The following is a 19,469-nucleotide window of genomic DNA, read 5'->3' on the forward strand; positions in this document are numbered from 1 at the left end:
CGCGATGCCAGCACGTGAAATCACCATCATCAACAAACTTGGTCTGCATGCCCGTGCTGCAGCCAAGTTCGTCGGTGTCGCGAGCACCTACCCCTGCCAGGTGCGCATCGGCCGCAGCGCCGAAAGCCTGGTAGACGGCAAGAGCATCATGGCGGTGATGATGCTGGCCGCCGGCAAGGGCACCAATGTGCACCTGCTGACCGAAGGCGAGCAGGATCACGAGGCGCTCGATGCACTGGTCGGCCTGATCGACAACTACTTCGACGAAGGTGAGTAGACAGTCGTAGGGTCTTCGCGTGCACGGCTTCCTCTACGCCAGGGCCGTATCCAGCACCATCATCAGACAGAAGCCCACCGCCAGCGCCATGCTGGCATCGCCGGCATGACCATTGCCATGCGACTCGGGAATGATCTCGTGGATCACCGCGAACAGCATGGCCCCCGCCGCCAGTGCCAGCCCCCAGGGCAGCAGCATGTGCGAGACGCCGACCAGCCAGGCGCAGAGCACCGCGAATAGCGGTTCGACCAGGCCTGAGGCCGCACCGATCAGCACCGCCTTGCCGCGTCCCATTCCGGCACCTGCCAGCACCAGGGCGACGATCAGCCCCTCCGGCACGTCCTGCAGGGCGATGCCGATCGCCAGGCCATCGGCGCCACTCAGCCCCGCTCCCGCCGCCACGCCAACCGCCATGCCCTCGGGGACGTTGTGCAACACAATGGCGATGACGAACAGCAGTGCGCCAGGCGCCAGAGCGCCCCGTTGCAGTTCGGCCGCACCGACGCTCTGCCGCTGCGCCAGCACACGGCCCAACCCCAGCAAAGCGCCGGCGCCCAGCAGCAGGCCAATACTGGCCAGAGCCCCGGCCCCCCAGGGCGTGAAACCCTGCTCGCCGGCAACCTCGAGCGCTGGTACCAGCAGGGAGAACACCGTCGCCGCCAGCATCACACCACCACCGAAGCCCAGCAGCCTGTCGCGCCAGCGCCCGGACAGCTCGCCCATCAACAGCACCGGCAAGGCACCGACCGCCGTGCCGGTGGCGCACAGCAAACCGCCCTGTAACGCCCGTAGCAACTGTGGTTGAACCGTCTGGTCGATCAGCACCGCAGCCTGGATGAACAGCAACAGACTGCCACACAGCAGAATCACACCGCCGAGCAGATAGCGCAAAACCCGGCCATTGAGGCCGGGCAAGGAAGTGAGCAAGGTTCGCATCGTGTTCGCTATCCGCCTGTTCAGCTCAGGGCCTGTCGGTATCGGCGCGCCACTTCGTCCCAGTCGATGACGTTGTAGAAGGCGCCGATGTACTCCGGCCGGCGGTTCTGGTAGCGCAGGTAGTAGGCATGTTCCCAGACATCCAGTCCCAGGATCGGTGTGTTGCCGTGCATCAACGGGCTGTCCTGATTGGCGCTGCTTTCCACCACCAACGTCCTCTGCGGCGTCACGCTCAGCCATGCCCAGCCGCTGCCGAAACGGCTCAGCGCGGCCTTGGTAAAGGCCTCCTTGAACGCCGCGAAACCACCCAGTTCGGCATCGATCGCCGCCGCCAGTTCGCCATGGGGCTCACCGCCACCCGCAGGTGACATGACCGTCCAGAACAGCGTGTGGTTGGCATGCCCCCCGCCCTGGTTGATCAATGCCGCGTGCAGGTTTGGCGGCATCTCGCCCAGGCGGATCAGCAGGTCTTCCACCGGTACTTCTGCATAGGACGTTCCCTCCAGTGCCGTGTTCAGATTGTTTATGTAGGTCTGATGGTGCTTGCTGTAGTGGATTTCCATGGTCTGCGCATCGATATGCGGCTCCAGGGCATCGTAGGCGTAAGGCAGTGGCGGCAGGCGATGAGGCATGAGCGTTCTCCTTCAGTGATAGTAGCGGCCATGGCTGGCTGGATTGACGGTGGGACGTTGCCAGGCATGGCGCTGCGAAGCCCCCAGCAAGCGATCGGTGCGCGGGAAGGCCCCGTGCTCGCTGATGAACTGCAACAGCTCCACGTAGGTACGGCGACTGTGGTGCAAGGCGATCTCGCGCAGCGCCTGCGGCCGCTGGCTGTCGGCCAGGGTCTGTAGCAGGCGCTCGTGGCTGGCGCAGAGGTTTTCCGCGGCCTCCTCCGGTTGCCCCAGTGCCAGGTGCAGATCGGCCAGGTTGTGATGGGAAATCACAAAGGCCGCCACCGCCATGTTGTGATCAGGCCAGCGCCCGAACATTACCTGTGCCTCTGCCAGCGCCTGCAGGTAGAGCTCGCGAGCCCGTACCCAATCGCCCTCGGAGAAACAGCGGTTACCGGCTTCGATGGTGGTTTTCCAGTGCTCCATGACAGACCTCCTGGTGAGAGCCTGCCCACGATCAGCCATCACGACCTGAGCTTGCCAATAACGTGCATTGACTGCATGGCCGAACCTGGCTCGTGAACAGACGCCGAGAAGAAAGCAGCTCAGAGGCCGCCTTCGGTTAGTTTTTCCGGGTTCAGCAGTTGCTCGAGCTGCGCTCGCGAAAGGTCGGTGTGCTCCAGCGCCACCTCGATGATCGGCCGGCCCTCGCGGTAGGCCTGCTTGGCGATGTCGGCGGCCTTGAGATAGCCGATCAGCGGATTCAGCGCCGTGACCAGGATCGGGTTGCGCTCCAGCGCCTCCCTGAGCTTGGGCTGATTGACCTTGAAGCTGGCGATGGCGCGGTCGGCCAACAGGCGGCTGACATTGCTCAGCAGCTGCATGCTGTAGAGCAGGTTGTCGGCGATCAGTGGCAGCATCACGTTCAGTTCGAAGTTGCCGGACTGCCCGGCGATGGCGATGGCCGCGTCGTTGCCGATCACCTGCGCCGCGACCATGGCCGCCGCCTCGGGGATCACCGGATTGACCTTGCCCGGCATGATCGAAGAGCCGGGCTGAAGGGCCTCCAGCTCGATCTCCGCCAGCCCCGCCAGCGGTCCCGAGTTCATCCAGCGCAGGTCGTTGGCGATCTTCATCAGCGAAACCGCCGTGGTCTTGAGCTGACCAGAGACGGCCACTGCGGTGTCCTGCGAGCCGATCAATGCGAAGAAGTTGCCAGCGGAGGTGAAGTTCACGCCGGTCAGACGACCCAGCTCACAGCAGAACTGCTCAGCGAAGCAAGGATGGGCGTTGACTCCGGTACCAACGGCGGTGCCGCCCTGCGCCAGCGCCTGAAGGCTGGGCTGCAGTGCGCGCAGGTGCTCGATGTTGGCCTGGATCTGCTGTCCCCAGCCGTCCAGCACCTGGCTCATGCGCACCGGCATGGCATCCATCAGGTGAGTGCGGCCGGTCTTGATGTAGGGTTGAACCTCCAGCGACTTGTCGCACAGCACCTTGAGCAGATGACCGAGCGCCGGCAGCAGGTGTTCATGCAACTCGATGGCGGCACTGACGTGAATGGTGGTGGGGATGATGTCATTGCTGCTCTGGCCGCAATTGACGTGATCGTTGGCGCTGACCTGGTCGCCAAGAATGCGGCTGGCCAGGGTGGCGATCACCTCGTTGGCGTTCATGTTGGAACTGGTACCGGAGCCGGTCTGGAACACGTCCACCGGGAAATGCGCCATGAAGTCGGCTTCGAGCAACTGCTGGCAGGCCGCAACGATGGCATCACCCATGGCTGGCTCGAGCTGCTGCAACTCGACGTTGGCCCGCGCGGCAGCAGCCTTGGCCAGAATCAGCGCACGGATGAAGGGCGCCGGCATGCGCTGCCCGGACACCGGGAAGTTGTTGACCGCGCGCTGGGTCTGCGCACCATAGAGCGCCGTGCTCGGCACCTCCAGGTCGCCCATGCTGTCGCGCTCGATACGGAAGTCACCGTGGGTGTCACTCATAGGAATGTCCTTGTGCCGATTCGTTGAATGAGAGGGAAGGTTGCAGGCGCAGGGTCGCCAGACGATTGAGCAGGAGGTTCAGGCTGCGCTGACGAGAAAGGTCGTTGGCCTGTTGCTGCATGACCCGCAGAGGCCGGTAGGCACGATCCAGGCAGAGGGCGCGCCAATGCCAGGGCAATGCCGGGTCACAGGCGGTGTCGAGCAACAGTTCCAGCGTGATGCGCGAGACCCGCCAGGCGTCCAGCAGGCCACGATCCACCAGTTGCCACCCGTGCCATTCGTGGAAATCGAGCAGGCGGGGTTCATCGGGCCGCAGGGCGCAGCGCACGAGAAAGCCCTGCCAATGCCAGCAGTTCAAGCAAGGCGTGAAGAAGGGATAGAACATGGGCGTCCACCTATCAATGAAATGATATTTATTCTCTTTTGAGAAAAATAATCAATACACAGAATATGTGGACTTTCAAATAGAAGCGGGTCCGCCCTCGTCCGGGCCGGACCGCAGCTTGCGGGATACGCGCGGCCCGCAAGGCCGCGCGTTACTTATTGCCAGAGCATGACGGCACTCAGCTACCGGCGACAGTCATCTTCTCGATCAGCACCGAGCCGGTGCAGATATTGCCGCGCCGTTCCAGATCGCGCCCGACCGCGACGACCTGCCGGAACATGTCGCGCAGGTTGCCGGCAATGGTCACCTCCTGCACCGGGAACTGGATTTCACCGTTCTCCACCCAGAAGCCCGCCGCGCCACGGGAATAGTCACCGGTAACGAGATTCAGGCCCTGCCCCATCAGTTCGGTGACCAACAGGCCACGGCCCATGCGGCGAATCAGCGCCTGCTGATCCTCATCGCCATGGGTGACGAACAGGTTGTGCACACCGCCGGAGTTGGCGGTACTCGGCAAACCCAGCTTGCGCCCGGAATAGGTGCCGAGCACGTAGGACACCAGCTCGCCCTTCTCCACGAACGGCTTGGCGTAGGTGGCCAGGCCATCGCCGTCGAAGGTCGCGCTACCCAGTGCGCGTGGCAGATGCGGACGTTCGTCGAGGCTCAGCCACTCAGGGAACAGCCGCTGGCCGAGGGCGCCTTCAAGGAAGGAGGACTGGCGATACAGGTTGCCACCGGAGATGGCCGCCAGCAGGTGGCTAAACAGCCCACCTGCCAGCTCGGCGGCGAACAACACCGGCACTTCGCAGGTGGGTACCGGACGCGCACCAAGACGGCTGACCGCACGCTCGGAGGCGCGCTGGCCGATACCCGCCGCATCGGCCAGCAGTTCACCCTGACGATTGACGTCGTACCAGTAGTCGCGCTGCATCTGCCCCTCACCTTCGGCGATCATCACGCAACTCAGGCTATGGCGGGTGCTGGCATAACCGCCGACGAAACCGTGGCTGTTGCCATACACACGGCAACCCTGATGGGTATTGAGGCTGGTGCCATCGGCGTTCTTGATCCGCTGGTCAGCCGCGAAAGCCGCAGCTTCACAGGCCAGCGCCTGCTCCACCGCCTGCTCCGGGGTGATCGACCAGGGGTGATAGAGATCCAGCTCAGGCAGCTCTCGGGCCATCAGTGCGGCATCGGCCAGGCCGGCGCACTCGTCCTCGCTGGTATGTTTGGCAATCGCCAGGGCCGCCGCCACGGTCTCACGAATGGCCTCGCTACCGGTGGCCGAGGTGCTGGCCGAGCCCTTGCGCTGGCCAACGTACAGGGTGATGCCGAAACCCTGGTCGCGATTGAACTCGACGGTCTCCACCTCACCCTGGCGCACCGTGGTGGACAGGCCCTGACCAGCCGAGACCGCGACCTCGCAGGCACTGGCACCCTGGCGCCTGGCCTCGGCGAGAATGGCCTCGACCTGCTCTTGCAGCGCTGGCAAAGCCTGCGGCCCGATGCGTTCTACTTCACTCATAACCACTCCCGATTCTCTTGGCGCAGGCACTCTCTGGACGAACCCAAGGCCTGCTCTCGACTGCCCGCCCACGGGCCGGCAGTCACGGTTACTGCTATCATGGCGGCGTTTCCCTCTGGACCCACCCCATGTCTGATTCCTACGACGACTTCTCCCTGGAGAAGAGCAAATCCCAGGTCAAACGCGAACTGCATGCCCTGCAGGACCTTGGCGAGCGACTGACCACGCTCAAGGCGGATCTGCTGGCCAAGATGCCGCTGACCGATGCCCTACGCCGCGCCCTCGCCGAAGCGCCGAAACATACCGCCAACGCCGCGCGCAAACGCCACATCCAGTTCATCGGCAAGCTGATGCGCGAACAGGATGTCGACGCGATCGTCGCCATGCTCGACCAGGTGGACAGCTCCACCCGCGAGTACAACGAACGCTTTCACGCCCTCGAGCGCTGGCGTGACCGCCTGATCGCCGAAGGCGACAGCGCGCTGGAGAGCTTCGTCGAGCTCTACCCCGACGCTGACGTCCAGCACCTGCGCGGCCTGGTCCGTCATGCTCAGCACGAAGCCGCGCGCAACAAGCCACCGGCTGCGGCGCGCAAGGTGTTCAAGTACATCCGCGAGCTCGACGAAATCCACCGCGGCCTGCGCTGAACCTGCTTCGCTTTACGCACCAGTGCCGCCAACGGTGATCGCGTCGATCTTCAGCGTCGGCTGGCCGACGCCCACCGGCACCGACTGACCGTCTTTGCCGCACGTGCCGACGCCGCTGTCCAGCGCCAGATCATTGCCGACCATGGACACGCGGCTCATGGCCTCAGGGCCATTGCCGATCAAGGTGGCGCCTTTGACCGGCGCAGTGATCTTGCCGTCCTCGATCAGGTAGGCCTCGCTGGTGGAGAAGACGAACTTGCCGCTGGTGATGTCCACCTGGCCGCCACCCAGGTTGGCGCAGTAGATGCCCTTCTTCACCGAACGAATGATTTCTTCCGGATCGCTTTCGCCAGCCAGCATGTAGGTGTTGGTCATGCGCGGCATCGGCAGGTGCGCGTAAGACTCGCGACGCCCGTTGCCGGTGGCGGCCACGCCCATCAGGCGGGCGTTGAGCTTGTCCTGCATGTAACCCTTGAGCACGCCGTTCTCGATCAGCGTGGTGCACTGGGTCGGCGTGCCTTCGTCGTCGACGCTGAGCGAGCCGCGACGGCCAGCCAGGGTGCCGTCATCGACGATGGTGCACAGGCTGGAAGCAACCTTCTGGCCGACCTGGCCGCTGTAGGCCGAACTGCCCTTGCGGTTGAAGTCGCCTTCCAGGCCGTGGCCGACCGCTTCGTGCAACAGCACGCCGGACCAGCCGGCGCCCATCACCACCGGCATGCTACCGGCGGGTGCTGCGATGGCCTCGAGGTTGACCAGCGCCTGGCGCAGCGCCTCGCGGGCATAGCCCATGGCGCGGTCTTCATCGAGGAAATAGCGGTAGTCGGTACGTCCGCCACCGCCATGGCCACCGCGCTCGCGGCGACCATTCTGCTCGACGATGACGCTGACATTGAAGCGCACCAACGGGCGGATATCGGCGCTGAGGCTGCCGTCATGGGCAGCGACCAGAATGCGATCCCAGACCCCGGCCAGGCTCACGGTGACCTGTTTGATGCGCGGGTCGAGCGCGCGCGTGGCGCGGTCGATACGCTGCAACAATTCGACCTTCTCGGCGCGGCTCATGACGTCCAGCGGGTTGCCTTCGGCATACAACTGGGTCACCTGCGGGCTGACGAAAGCCTGCACACGGCCCTGCTGGCCAGCACGCGAGATCGAACGCGCGGCCTGTGCGGCCTGGGTCAGCGCATCGAGGCTGATCGCGTTGCTGTAGGCAAAACCGGTCTTCTCGCCGGACTGGGCGCGCACACCAACGCCCTGATCGAGGTTGAAACTGCCTTCCTTGACGATGCCATCCTCCAGTACCCAGGTTTCCGAAACCTGGCTTTGAAAGTACAGATCGGCGGCATCGATGCCTGGACCTGCGACTTCGCCCAGCACGCTGCTGAGGCTGTCGAACGTCAGGTTACCGGGCGCAAGCAGATGCTCGCTGACGGATTGCAACATCGTATTCATGGTCACTCCACAACAATCGGACGCGGTACGTCCGATGAAAAGAATCGGCGGTGCTGCTGCACCGGCATGCGCTGGCGAATGTTCGCCTGCTCGGCGGCATCGCGGGGAGCCAGCAAGGCCCCTTCTCCCTGATCCTGCTCGACCAGCACCTGACCCCATGGGTCGATGATCGCCGAGTGGCCGAACGTCAGACGCTGACCGGGGTGCTCACCGCCCTGCCCGGCCGCCAGTACATAGCACTGGGTTTCGATGGCGCGGGCGCGGGTCAAGACCTGCCAATGCGCCGCACCGGTCACGGCGGTGAACGCTGCCGGCACGCTGATCAGCTCGGCGCCGGCTTCACGCAGCGCACCGAACAGCTCAGGGAAGCGCAGGTCGTAACACACCGTCAGCCCCAGGCGCCCCACCGGTGTATCCGCGACGACCACACGTTGGCCATGGGCGAAATCGTCGGACTCGCGATAACGACCACGGTTGTCGGCGACATCGACATCGAACAGGTGCAGCTTGTCGTAACGGGCCACACGCTCGCCCTGATCATCGATCAGCAGTGAGCAGGCGTGCGGCTTGCCGTCGGCATCATCGTCGGGAGGCAGCGGCAAGGTGCCGGCCACTATCCATAAACTGAGGTCACGCGCAGCGCGTTTCAACCACGGCAGGATCGGCCCCTCGCCCAATGCCTCGGCGCGACCGATGGCAGCCAGGTCACGACGGCCCATGGCAGCAAAGTTCTCGGGCAACACGGCGAGGCGCGCACCGCCCTGCGCGGCACGCTCCAGCATACGGCGGGCCAGACGCAGGTTGGTTTGCACGTCGTCCTGGCTGACCATCTGGATTACAGCGAGATTCATGGCGTCACTCATCGGTTCTTGGAGTAACAGCGTACGCCAAGAGACGACCTCATTGCGGTTTTTCGAAGGGCTTGTCGAAGCTGATCTCCGGGTCCTGCATCGGGCCCTTGACGTCGTACTGCACACTGGCGAAGCGGGCGACCCTGTCGCCGAGCAATTTGTCCACCACGAACAGCGCCCCACCAATGGCCGGGGCGCCGACGATCAACGCCGCCAGCGGCAGGTTGTTGGTCACCGGCAGGGTCACCAGCAGCTTGGCGTCGATGCGCTCGTTGCGCATGTCGAGATTGCCATTGAGCTCCAGGTTGCTCGAAGGTCCGCTCAGGGTGATCGGTTCGTGAGTCACGAACAGGCCATTGATCGCCTGCAGGTTACCCTTGACCCGGTCGTAACTCAGCCCCTTGCCCAACAGGTCGGAGAAGTCCAGACGCAGGCGGCGGCCAATGGAGTTGAAGTTGAGCAGGCCGAACACGCGCAGCGCCTGAGCCGAGCCCTGCACTTCGACGAACTGACCTTTGCGCAGCGAGGCGTCGAGATTGCCGGAGAAGCGCTTGAGCGAGAACCAGGCCGGTGAGCCGGGCCAGTTGCCGTCGGCGTCCACACGGAAACTCTCGCTGGTGACGCTCGGAGCGAAGTTCCAGGCCAACAACACCTTGCCCAGATCTTCGCCCTGCATGCGCCCCTTGTACCAACTGCTGGTGTTGCCCGGCGTACCCCGCCAGCCGGCGCTACCACCGATCTTCAGCCCCTGCAGGTCGAGGTCGAGCTCCTCGAAGCGCACACCCTGAGCTTCGGGCCTGACCTTGAGTGACCAGGCGCCCAGCACCTTGTCACCGCGCTGCACGCGCTGAATATTGATATCCAGTGCAGGAATCTGCCGAGGGTCGATATCGGCCAGAGGATCGGGCGCATCGCTGACTTTCGTCGCCTCGGGATCCGGCGCCGGCAACCGCACATGCTGCAGATCGATGCGAATAGGCACACCCTCGGCATCAGCCAGCAGCACGCGCCCGGCTGCCAGCTCGCTGTCGAGCTGCAAGGCCCAGCCCTGAGCTTCTCGTTCCAGGCCAAGCGTCAGTTGCTCGACCTCCTGACCAAAGCCGCGGAAACGTCCGATATCCAGCCGCGCACTACGGAACAGGCGCTGGCTGTCAGCATCCACCTTGACCGGATGTTGGCTGCCGAGCTGTTTCCAGGCATCCAGGTCCAGCTCATCCAGACGCCCACGCACTCGCAGCCCCTGGCCGGGCGGCAACCCCGCAGCACCACCACCGAGCACCACCTCACCACGGCCGTCAGCCAGCGCCCCCGGAGGTGCGGCCAGACTCAGGCTGGCCAGCTCACCATAATTCGCCCAGTAACGACGCTCGCGCCCGGAAAGGGTCATGCGCCAATCGGTATCACGCTCCTGCTCCGCCTTCTTGCCGAAGGGGGCTGGTAGATCGATCGCTACACCGCGCAGATTGGAGTCGACGCGCAGCTTGCTGTCATCGCCATCCAGGGTGAGACGCAGGCGATAAGGCAGCAGTCCGCTGGCCGGCAACTTTTGCGGCCCACCCAGCCACTGGCTGAGGGTATCGACCTGGACCTGTCCACGCAGATCGAACAGCGTGCGTGCCTGCCCGCGCGCACCCTCGGCGCGGATAGTGCCGCGCACCTGACGCCCGAAGACCTCGGCGCGAACATCCGGCGCGCTCAGCCCGGCAGCGCTATCGAAGCGAAACGCACCCTGCACCTTGCTCAGTTGCAGGTCGGGATTGGCCAGTTTGAGGTTGGCGCCCTTGGTGGCGAAGTCCACCACCACACCGGGCGGCAACCCTTTCTGCAACGGAATATCCAGCTGCAGGCGCCCGGCCAGAGGCCCTTCACCTTGCCAACCGGCAAAGATCTCCGCTGTCCCCAGAGGCGCTTCCTGCAACAGTTTGATGGCGTCAGTCAGGCTGCTCTGGACCTGACCATCGAGTTCCAGGCGCGGCGGTTTGCCGTCATGGCGCAGGGGGATATTGGCAGTGACGTCATTGACCTGGCTCTCCAGCAAACGCCCGCTCTGCAGACGCACACGCACCGCATCGTCCTCGATCAGCACCTCGCCCACGCCGTCACGCAGCGACGGCCAGCCAGGCTGGAAGGCCAACTCGGCATCCTTGACCTTGAAGAACAGGCTGAGGCTGCGTGCGCCCAACGGTGCGCCCTTGTTCAGCGACCCCTGATACTGGAAGTAGCCTTCTTCGACGTGGCCCGCGCGGATCGCCGTCTTCAACCAATGATCGAGCTCGGCGCTCATGCCGGGCGCGCGGCTCGGCAGGTACTTCTCGGTGTAGGACGCATCGCCGTCGCGCATACCGACGCGAAGGTCCATGTAGTCTTCGGCCTCGGGATCGCTCAGCAGGCGGATCAGCATGTCCCCGGCGACCTGCCCTTCCTCGCCGTCCACGCGCATATAGGGGCTGTACAGGGTCAGGCCGGTTTCACTCCAGTCCCAGCTCAACCGCGCCTGGGCATGCCGATAACGCCAGGGTTTGGGGAACAGTTGATCCAGATGCAGGGCGAAATTCTCGCTGTTCAGGCGCAGTTCACCCTGGAACATATTGCCCGAGGCACTGCCACTGACGTTCTCGGCCGCCGGCGCACCGTGATAGGCCTGAATGCCCACCTTGTCCAGATTGGCGGCGAACTGCAAGCGCTCGGCGCCTTCACGCTGCGGGTAATAGTCGAGCAACAGGTTGTTGACCGCGCCAACCGGAGCCAGCGCGACCAGCACATCGCGTGCGGCATCGGGCATCGGCACCAGCGCGTGAACCAACGGAGACCAGGCAGCGAGATCAAGACGATCAGCCGTCAGCGCCCAGCGCTCGTCGGCTTCGCCCGTATCCTGCTGCTTCAGGTTCAGGTGCAGCTCGCCGATGCGCTGCTCATCATGGGTCAAGGCCAGGGAGTCGATCTGCGCCCGCACGCCCTGCTTGTCTTGCGTGAAGAAGGCATTGAAGGCCAGGTCCTTGAGCGTCACCGCCTCATGCTTGGCCTGGCCGCCGGCCAGCTCTGGGGCATGCAGACGCAAGGCGCCCTGGTCCAAGGCCAGGCCACGGCCCTCCAGCCACAGCTCACCGCCGGCCTGCAAGCGCTGCACCTGCCAGTCGCCAAGCAGCGACTTGGGCAGCCAGGTGGCCCAGTCGCTCTGCGGCAGGCTCAGATAAAGCTCGGACTGCGCCTCGCGCCAGGTCTTGGGCTGCATGCGCGTGCGCAGCCGCAGCGCCACAGGCTGACCATCGGGCAGCAGCAGGCGGCCGTCGAGGCGCTGACTGTTGCTGCCGTAACGCAGGCTCAGGTTGACGTAGCTGAGCAGCAGCGGCTCCTGATCGAGCGGCTGCACCACCACGCGACTGTCGAGCAGACTGATGCGGTGCACGATCTGCAACTGCTCCAGTAACTGTTCGACATTCAGCTCAGGACCGCTGCGCTGTGGCCCCCCTTGCAACTGCCAGCCACCTTCGGCGTTCTGCTGCACGTTCAGTTGCAGACCGTCGAACTGCAGGTGGGCGATGCGCGGCTGGCGTGCCAGCAGGCTACCGCCCACATCCGGCACCAGTCGCACGCGCTCCAGACTGAGGCCTTCCTCTTCGCTACCCAGGCGTACGTCATGCGCCTCCAGCACCGGGGCAAAACCCTGCCAACGACCTTCGAGGCGACCGATACGAACCGGCACACCCAGCTGCGCCGTGGCACGGTCTTCCAGTTCGAGCCGATATTCGGCGACCAGCGGCACCAGCTCACGGCCCAGGCTGACGTACAGCGCAGCCAGCACCAGCAAGGCGGCGCAAAGACCCAGGCCCCAGCGCAGCAGCGCCGAAAAAAGGCGCGCCAGGGCGTTCACCTCGACGGCCCCCGTGCTCAGAGCAGCACCACGTCGTACTGTTCCTGGGAATACATGGTTTCCACCTGGAACTTGATGGTACGTCCGATAAAGGCTTCCAGATCGGCGACGTTGCCCGACTCTTCATCGAGCAGGCGATCGACCACCTTCTGATTGGCCAGCACGCGATAGCTTTCCGCCTGGTAGGCACGCGCTTCACGCAGAATCTCGCGGAAGATCTCGTAGCAGATGGTCTCCGGCGTCTTCAACTTGCCGCGCCCCTGGCAGGCGCTGCAGGGCTCGCAGAGGATCTGCTCGAGGCTTTCGCGGGTACGCTTGCGGGTCATCTGCACCAGGCCCAGTTCGGTGATGCCGATGATGTTGGTCTTGGCGTGATCACGCTCGAGCTGCTTTTCCAGGGTGCGCAGCACCTGACGCTGATGCTCCTCGTCCTCCATGTCGATGAAGTCGATGATGATGATGCCGCCCAGGTTGCGCAGACGCAGCTGGCGGGCAATGGCCGTGGCCGCCTCGAGGTTGGTCTTGAAGATGGTTTCTTCGAGGGTACGATGGCCGACGAAGGCGCCGGTGTTGACGTCTATGGTGCTCATCGCCTCGGCGGGGTCGACCACCAGGTAGCCGCCGGACTTCAGCGGCACCTTGCGCTCCAGTGCGCGCTGGATTTCGTCCTCGACACCGTACAGATCGAAGATCGGCCGTTCGCCTGGGTAGTGCTCCAGACGATCGGCAATCTCCGGCATCAATTCGGCGACGAACTGGGTGATCTTCTGGAAGGTTTCCCGCGAGTCCACGCGAATCTTCTCGGTGCGCGGGCTGACCAGGTCACGCAGGGTACGCAGCGCCAGGGACAGATCCTCGTAGATCACCGTGGGCGCCTTGCTGTTCTGGATCTGCGCACCGATCTGGTCCCACAGGCGACGCAGATAACGGATGTCGATCAGAATCTCGTCGGCGCCAGCGCCCTCGGCAGCGGTGCGCAGGATGAAGCCGCCGGCTTCCTCGATGCCTTCGGCGGCGACGCAATCGGCGACCACCTGCTTGAGGCGCTCGCGCTCGGCTTCATCTTCGATCTTCAGGGAAATGCCGACATGACTGGTGCGCGGCATGTATACCAGGTAACGCGAAGGGATCGACAGCTGGGTGGTCAGACGCGCGCCCTTGCTGCCGATGGGGTCCTTGGTGACCTGCACCACCAGGCTCTGCCCTTCGTGCACCAGGGCGCTGATGGGCTCCACCGCAGCACCCTCGCGGGTGGAAATCTCCGAGGCATGGATGAAGGCCGCGCGCTCCAGACCGATATCGACGAAGGCGGCCTGCATACCAGGCAGCACCCGTACGACCTTGCCCTTGTAGATATTGCCGACGATGCCGCGCTTCTGCGTGCGCTCGACGTGCACTTCCTGCAGCACACCGTTTTCCACCACCGCCACGCGCGACTCCATCGGCGTGATATTGATCAGAATCTCTTCGCTCATGCATCCATCCTGGTGATCATGCCGGCCGGGCTACTGCACCGCCCCGCGGACTCAAGCTTTCGGGCACGTCCAAAAACTACCTATGCTGCCACCGCCTGGGCTCCTAGCGCGGCCCTTTCGCCGGCAACTGCCAGCAGGCAATACCGAATTCGCCAAGCAGTTCGGCAGTTTCGCACAGCGGCAGACCGACCACTGCCGAATAGCTGCCCTGCAATTGGCTGACGAACACGGCCGCCAACCCCTGGATACCATAACTGCCCGCTTTGTCACATGGTTCGCCGCTGGCCCAGTAGGCCTCGATTTCCGCCTCGCTGATAGGACGAAAGCTCACCTCACTGCTGACCACGCGCGCCGCCTCGCGACCGCCACCGACCAGCGCCACGGCCGTCAGCACCTGATGGCTGCGCCCCGACAGGGCCCGAAGCATGGCGCGCGACTCATTGAAGTCCGCCGGTTTGCCGAGAATGCGTCCATCCAGCACCACAGCGGTGTCGGCGCCCAGCACCACGGCATCGTCACGCCCGCCCAAGGCGAGCAGACCGGCACGCGCTTTCTCCCGCGCCAGACGCTCTACATAGGCTGCTGCCGGCTCGGCTGGCAATGGATTTTCATCTATCGAGGCGATTTGCGTGACGCAAGGCACAGCGATCTGAGCCAGCAATTCACGGCGACGGGGCGAGGCGGAGGCCAGAAACAGCTCGGCCATGCGGGTATCTCCCTTGGCGAACTGCGGCCAGCCGTGCGGCAGGCCGCGTTCAGTTGACGTTGAGGCGCAGGTGCAGACCGCGCAGGATGGCGCAGATCCAGGGCCACAGCAGGGCACTGACCAGTGCCGGCAGGACGAAGGCCAGGGTTGGAGGACGGCTACCGGTCAGGGCGTTGAGCCACAGCTGAACCAGCTGGGCGAGGCCGAACACCACCATCAGCACCATGCTCTGCTGCCACATGGGGAACATGCGCAGGCGCTGATGCAGACTCAGCACCAGAAAAGTGATCAGGGTGAGGATCAAGGCGTTCTGCCCGAGCAGGGTGCCGAACAGCACGTCCTGCGCCAGGCCAAGAATCCAGGCGGTGGTCATGCCGACACGATGCGGCAGGGCCAGCACCCAGTAGGTGAGGATCAAGGCGACCCACAGCGGGCGGCCGATCTGCATGAACTCGGGCAGCGGCGAAACGCTGAGCAGCAGGCCCAGCGCCAGGCTCAGCCAGATCACCCAGCCGTTACGGGGCTGTACGCCAGCCATCAGTTCGTCTCCTCTGCGGGGGCGTCCGCGGCCGGTGCGTCAGGTGCCGCCTCGCCATTGCGCGCCTGCTCGGCTTCGCGGTCGGCGGCTTCCTGAGCCTCGGCGGAATCATTGGCACGCTGCTCGGGCGTGCGCCGGTCGGAGAACACCAGCAGCAGGTAACGGCTGCGATTGAGCGCGGCAGTGGGGACGGCACGGACGATGGCGAACGGCTGGCCAGAGTCGTGAATCACTTCCTTGACCGTGGCCACCGGGTAGCCGGCCGGGAAGCGCTGGCCCATGCCGGAGCTGACCAGCAGATCGCCTTCCTTGATATCGGCGGTATCGGCAACGTGGCGCAGCTCCAGGCGCTCCGGGTTGCCGGTGCCGACGGCGATGGCACGCAGGCCGTTGCGGTTGACCTGTACCGGGATGCTGTGGGTGGTGTCGGTAAGCAACAGCACGCGCGAGGTGTAGGGCATGATCTCGACCACCTGCCCCATCAGCCCGCGCGCATCGAGCACCGGCTGACCGAGGAACACGCCATCCTTCTCACCCTTGTCGATCAGGATGCGGTGGGTATAGGGGTTGGGATCGACACCGATCAGCTCGCCGACCAGAACCTCCTCGTCCACCAGCGCGGCGGAGTTGAGCAACTCGCGCAGGCGCACGTTCTGCTCGGTCAGCGCTGCCAGCTTCTGCAGGCGACGCTGCAACAGCAGGGCCTCGGCCTTGAGCTTCTCGTTCTCGGCCATCAGTTCGCTGCGCGAAGAAATCTGCTGAGTCGCACCGTCCCACGCACGCACGGGCACATCGGCCAGCCAATAGAAGGGCGTGAGCACCAGCCCCATCTGGCTGCGCATCGGTTTGAGCGTCTCGAAGCGGGCATCGACCACCATCAGCACTGCCGACAGCACGGCAAATACCAGCAGGCGAATGCCCAGCGAGGGGCCTTTGGCGAAGAGCGGCTTAATGACCTGCTCCTCGTGCGCCACATGGGCGGAAAGCGCGCGAATTCATGCGAAAGGCAAACCGGTCAGGCGAAGGTTGGGCCGAGTGTACTGCAATGCTCGAATATGCGCGTGCCGCCCGGAGGCGGCACGGCGAGCGTCCACAGCCGTGGGACTCACTCGGTGGAGAGCAGGTCCATGGCGTGGCGATCCATCATTTCCAGGGCCTTGCCGCCGCCACGGGCGACGCAGGTCAGCGGGTCTTCGGCAACGATCACCGGCAGACCGGTTTCCTGGCTCAGCAGCTTGTCCAGGTCACGCAGCAGCGCGCCACCACCGGTCAGCACCAGGCCACGCTCGGCGATGTCCGAGGCCAGCTCGGGCGGCGATTGCTCCAGCGCGCTCTTGACCGCCTGGACGATGGTCGCCAGGGATTCCTGCAGCGCTTCGAGCACTTCGTTGGAGTTCAGGGTGAAGCTGCGCGGTACGCCCTCGGCCAGGTTACGGCCGCGTACGTCGACTTCGCGGATCTCGCCACCCGGGTAGGCAGTGCCAATTTCCTGCTTGATGCGTTCAGCGGTACCTTCACCGATCAGCGAGCCGTAGTTGCGGCGCACGTAGGTGATGATGGCTTCGTCGAAGCGGTCGCCGCCAACACGCACGGACTCGGCATACACCACGCCGTTCAGGGAAATCAGGGCGATCTCGGTGGTACCACCACCGATATCGACGACCATCGAGCCGCGCGCCTCTTCGACCGGCAGGCCGGCACCAATGGCAGCGGCCATCGGCTCTTCGATCAGGAACACTTCACGGGCACCGGCGCCGAGGGCCGATTCGCGAATGGCACGGCGCTCGACCTGAGTCGATTTGCACGGCACGCAGATCAGCACGCGCGGCGAAGGCTGCAGGAAGCTGTTCTCGTGAACCTTGTTGATGAAGTACTGCAGCATCTTCTCGCAGACGCTGAAGTCAGCGATCACGCCATCCTTCATCGGGCGAATCGCGGAGATGTTGCCGGGGGTGCGGCCGAGCATACGCTTGGCCTCGGTGCCGACGGCCACGACACTCTTCTGGTTGCCGTGGGTACGGATAGCGACCACGGACGGTTCATTCAGGACGATACCGCGCTCGCGCACATAAATAAGGGTATTGGCAGTGCCCAGGTCGATCGAAAGATCGCTGGAAAACATGCCACGCAGTTTCTTGAACATTAGGAAGGGACCCTAGGCAACGCGTGGGTGAAGGCCAGGCGCGGAAAACGCGCAGGTAAAAAGTGCGGCAAACTCTAACAACGGCAGGGATTTTGAGCAAGGCGGCAATATGGTAGATTGCCTGTTTTTCCGGGCCTTGTAGCTGCACATCGCGGCCTTTGACCGCTGGCTCGCGACATCCGTTCCCTGCAGCCGCATCACCGATGCCCTCTCTGTCTTACTTCCACTGGAGAACCCCCGATGGCGCTTGAACGCTCCGAGGTGGAAAAAATCGCCCACCTGGCCCGCCTGGGTCTGAACGAAGGCGATATTCCGCAAACCACCGAGACCCTGAACAGTATTCTCGGTCTGATCGACCAGATGCAGGCCGTCGACACCCAGGGTATCGAACCCCTGGCCCACCCGCTGGAAGCCACCCAGCGCCTGCGCGCCGACGTGGTCAACGAGAGCAACCAGCGCGACGTTTACCAGGCGATCGCCCCGGCCGTGGAAAGCGGCCTGTACCTCGTGCCGAAAGTCATCGAATAAAGGAAAGGGCTCGACATGCATCAACTGACCCTGGCCGAGATCGCCCGCGGCCTCGCCGACAAGCAATTCTCCGCCGAAGAACTGAGCTGCAGCCTGCTGGCGCGTATCGCCCAGCTCGACCCGCAGCTCAACAGCTTCATCACCGTCACCGAAGACCTCGCCATCGAACAGGCCAAGGCCGCTGACGCACGTCGCGCTGCTGGCGAAAACAGCCCGCTGCTCGGCGCGCCGATCGCCCACAAGGACCTGTTCTGCACCAATGGCGTACTGACCTCCTGCGGCTCGAAGATCCTCACCGGCTTCAAGGCGCCCTATGACGCCACCGTGGTGGAGAAACTCAAGGCCGCCGGTACCGTCACCCTGGGCAAGCTGAACATGGACGAATTCGCCATGGGCTCGGCCAACGAATCCAGCCACTACGGCCCGGTGAAGAACCCCTGGGACCTGACCCGCGTACCAGGCGGCTCCTCGGGTGGCTCGGCGGCAGCCGTTGCTGCACGCCTGCTGCCGGCCGCCACCGGCACCGACACCGGCGGCTCGATCCGCCAGCCGGCGGCGCTGACCAACCTCACCGGGATCAAACCCACCTACGGCCGTGTTTCGCGTTGGGGCATGATCGCCTACGCCTCCAGCCTCGATCAGGGCGGCCCGCTGGCTCGCACCGCCGAGGACTGTGCACTGCTGCTCGGCGCCATGGCCGGTTTCGACGCCAAGGACTCCACCAGCGTCGACCAGCCAGTCGATGACTACCTCGCCGCCCTCGCGCAACCACTGGCCGGCCTGCGTATCGGCCTGCCCAAGGAATACTTCGGCGCCGGCCTCGACGCGCGCATCGGCGAGAAGATCATGGCCGTGGTCGAGGAGCTGAAAAAGCTCGGCGCCACCGTCAAGGAAATCTCGCTGCCCAACATGCAGCACGCGATTCCCGCCTACTACGTGATCGCACCGGCCGAGGCCAGCTCCAACCTGTCGCGTTTCGACGGTGTGCGCTTCGGCTACCGCTGCGAGAACCCGAAGGACCTGCAGGACCTGTACAAGCGCTCGCGTGGCGAAGGCTTTGGCGCCGAGGTCAAACGCCGCATCATGGTCGGCACCTACGCGCTGTCCGCCGGGTACTACGACGCCTACTACATCAAGGCCCAGCAGATTCGCAGGCTGATCAAGAACGACTTCGTCGCTGCCTTCAAGGACGTCGACGTGATCCTCGGCCCGACCACGCCGAACCTGGCCTGGAAGCTTGGCGAGAAGAACGCCGACCCGGTGTCCGCCTATCTGGAAGACATCTACACCATCACCGCCAACCTGGCCGGCATTCCCGGCCTGTCGATGCCGGCCGGCTTCGTCGATGGTCTGCCGGTGGGCGTGCAGCTGCTCGGCAACTACTTCCAGGAAGGTCGTCTGCTCAATGTCGCGCACCAGTACCAACAGGTCAGCGACTGGCACAAACAAGCACCCAAGGGCTTCTGAGGCAAAGGCCGGCCCCTGTAGGAGCCCGCTTGCGGGCGATGAATGGATCGCCCGCAAGCG

Annotated in this window: 18 protein-coding genes; 4 read left to right on the forward strand and 14 right to left on the reverse strand. The window is 64.4% G+C overall.

Translation table 11 applies throughout. The features are described from left to right. Nucleotides 1–4: 4 nt before the first annotated feature. The gene (locus tag BLR77_RS05775; protein WP_074675884.1) at nt 5–277 is read left to right on the forward strand and encodes an HPr family phosphocarrier protein; all 273 of its coding nucleotides are present in this window, start codon (nt 5–7) and stop codon (nt 275–277) included. Nucleotides 278–310: 33 nt separating this feature from the next. Here the strand turns inward: BLR77_RS05775 and BLR77_RS05780 are convergent, their stop codons facing one another. From BLR77_RS05780 to pmbA, 6 genes are all read right to left on the reverse strand, one after another. Beyond that, nucleotides 311–1,213, reverse strand: coding sequence for a ZIP family metal transporter (locus tag BLR77_RS05780; protein WP_074675885.1), 903 nt, complete (start codon nt 1,211–1,213; stop codon nt 311–313). A gap of 20 nt (nt 1,214–1,233) precedes the next feature. After that, nucleotides 1,234–1,845 (reverse strand): superoxide dismutase, encoded by a 612-nt coding sequence (locus BLR77_RS05785; protein ID WP_074675886.1) that lies wholly within the window; start codon nt 1,843–1,845, stop codon nt 1,234–1,236. 12 nt (nt 1,846–1,857) lie between these two features. Beyond that, entirely contained in the window at nt 1,858–2,310 is a 453-nt protein-coding gene (locus tag BLR77_RS05790) for a tetratricopeptide repeat protein (protein ID WP_074675887.1), read from the reverse strand. A 119-nt stretch (nt 2,311–2,429) separates the two neighbouring features. Next, complete coding sequence (locus tag BLR77_RS05795) at nt 2,430–3,818, reverse strand: class II fumarate hydratase (RefSeq protein ID WP_074675888.1); 1,389 nt, start codon at nt 3,816–3,818, stop codon at nt 2,430–2,432. Continuing rightward, nucleotides 3,811–4,203, reverse strand: a complete 393-nt coding sequence (locus BLR77_RS25675) for a hypothetical protein (RefSeq protein ID WP_074675889.1) — start codon at nt 4,201–4,203, stop codon at nt 3,811–3,813. Before BLR77_RS25675 ends, BLR77_RS05795 begins: the two co-directional genes overlap by 8 nt. 178 nt (nt 4,204–4,381) lie before the next feature. Continuing rightward, on the reverse strand, nt 4,382–5,728 hold the full coding sequence (gene pmbA, locus BLR77_RS05805) for a metalloprotease PmbA (RefSeq protein WP_074675890.1): 1,347 nt from the start codon (nt 5,726–5,728) through the stop codon (nt 4,382–4,384). 128 nt (nt 5,729–5,856) lie between these two features. Between pmbA and yjgA the strand changes: the two genes are divergently transcribed. Beyond that, nucleotides 5,857–6,375: a ribosome biogenesis factor YjgA gene (gene yjgA / locus BLR77_RS05810; RefSeq protein ID WP_055983985.1), complete on the forward strand. Its 519-nt coding sequence runs from the start codon at nt 5,857–5,859 to the stop codon at nt 6,373–6,375. A 12-nt stretch (nt 6,376–6,387) separates the two neighbouring features. On the opposite strand, the gene tldD is transcribed toward yjgA, so the two are convergent. The 8 genes from tldD to mreB form a co-directional block, all read right to left on the reverse strand. Continuing rightward, a complete protein-coding gene (tldD, locus tag BLR77_RS05815) occupies nt 6,388–7,830 on the reverse strand; it encodes a metalloprotease TldD (protein ID WP_074675891.1) in 1,443 nt (480 codons plus the stop codon). Between the two features lie 2 nt (nt 7,831–7,832). Next, nucleotides 7,833–8,681: a carbon-nitrogen hydrolase family protein gene (locus BLR77_RS05820; protein WP_074675892.1), complete on the reverse strand. Its 849-nt coding sequence runs from the start codon at nt 8,679–8,681 to the stop codon at nt 7,833–7,835. A gap of 49 nt (nt 8,682–8,730) precedes the next feature. Next, nucleotides 8,731–12,552 carry a YhdP family protein gene (locus tag BLR77_RS05825; protein WP_074675893.1) on the reverse strand — a complete coding sequence of 1,274 codons (3,822 nt, stop codon included), beginning with the start codon at nt 12,550–12,552 and terminating at the stop codon, nt 8,731–8,733. Between the two features lie 17 nt (nt 12,553–12,569). Then, on the reverse strand, nt 12,570–14,027 hold the full coding sequence (gene rng / locus BLR77_RS05830; protein ID WP_074675894.1) for a ribonuclease G: 1,458 nt from the start codon (nt 14,025–14,027) through the stop codon (nt 12,570–12,572). Nucleotides 14,028–14,130: 103 nt separating this feature from the next. Further along, a complete protein-coding gene (locus tag BLR77_RS05835; protein ID WP_074675895.1) occupies nt 14,131–14,733 on the reverse strand; it encodes a Maf family protein in 603 nt (200 codons plus the stop codon). Between the two features lie 49 nt (nt 14,734–14,782). Further along, nucleotides 14,783–15,271: a rod shape-determining protein MreD gene (mreD, locus tag BLR77_RS05840; protein ID WP_004424808.1), complete on the reverse strand. Its 489-nt coding sequence runs from the start codon at nt 15,269–15,271 to the stop codon at nt 14,783–14,785. Further along, complete coding sequence (gene mreC / locus BLR77_RS05845) at nt 15,271–16,245, reverse strand: rod shape-determining protein MreC (protein ID WP_074675896.1); 975 nt, start codon at nt 16,243–16,245, stop codon at nt 15,271–15,273. The genes mreD and mreC overlap by 1 nt, the downstream gene beginning before the upstream one ends. Before the next feature lie 131 nt (nt 16,246–16,376). Further along, nucleotides 16,377–17,414, reverse strand: a complete 1,038-nt coding sequence (mreB, locus tag BLR77_RS05850) for a rod shape-determining protein MreB (protein WP_013714086.1) — start codon at nt 17,412–17,414, stop codon at nt 16,377–16,379. Nucleotides 17,415–17,654: 240 nt separating this feature from the next. Between mreB and gatC the strand changes: the two genes are divergently transcribed. Both gatC and gatA read left to right on the forward strand, forming a co-directional pair. Continuing rightward, entirely contained in the window at nt 17,655–17,942 is a 288-nt protein-coding gene (gene gatC / locus BLR77_RS05855; protein ID WP_074675897.1) for an Asp-tRNA(Asn)/Glu-tRNA(Gln) amidotransferase subunit GatC, read from the forward strand. A gap of 15 nt (nt 17,943–17,957) precedes the next feature. Continuing rightward, a complete protein-coding gene (gene gatA / locus BLR77_RS05860) occupies nt 17,958–19,409 on the forward strand; it encodes an Asp-tRNA(Asn)/Glu-tRNA(Gln) amidotransferase subunit GatA (RefSeq protein ID WP_074675898.1) in 1,452 nt (483 codons plus the stop codon). The last annotated feature ends 60 nt before the right edge of the window (nt 19,410–19,469 follow it).

Source organism: Ectopseudomonas alcaliphila (genome assembly GCF_900101755.1).
GTDB classification, from domain to species: Bacteria; Pseudomonadota; Gammaproteobacteria; order Pseudomonadales; family Pseudomonadaceae; genus Aquipseudomonas; species Aquipseudomonas alcaliphila.